Annotated in this window: 1 protein-coding gene; it reads right to left on the minus strand. The window is 56.3% G+C overall.

Annotation, left to right across the window (positions count from 1 at the left end; all coding sequences use genetic code 11):
• Positions 1 to 279, minus strand: a 279-nt coding sequence (locus AAEY79_RS14625) for a major capsid protein (protein WP_352289040.1), incomplete at both ends; no start/stop codon positions are given.

Consider the following 279-nt stretch of genomic DNA (forward strand, 5'->3'; position numbering starts at 1 on the left):
GAGCAATGGCCAGCTCTTCGTCACGCATGTTCTGCATGATGATGCGACGGCGGCGGTAAGCCGGGTCCGCCAGATTCTGCGGATCTTCATCCGGCAGGCGACGCAGGGTCATCTGCGGATTCACTTCATGCTTCGGCTTGACATATCCCGGCGTAAATTCAGAGGTGGAGCCGCCACGGGAACGGATAACCTCACCGGAAACAATCGGCGAAACGTACAGCGCCATGTTTACCAGTCCCGGAATTTGTGAGAGATAGACTTTCTCCGTGGTGAAGGGAT

The sequence above is a fragment of the Psychrobacter sp. GW64-MNA-CIBAN-0177 genome (assembly GCF_040309585.1).
Lineage (GTDB): Bacteria > Pseudomonadota > Gammaproteobacteria > Pseudomonadales > Moraxellaceae > Psychrobacter > Psychrobacter okhotskensis.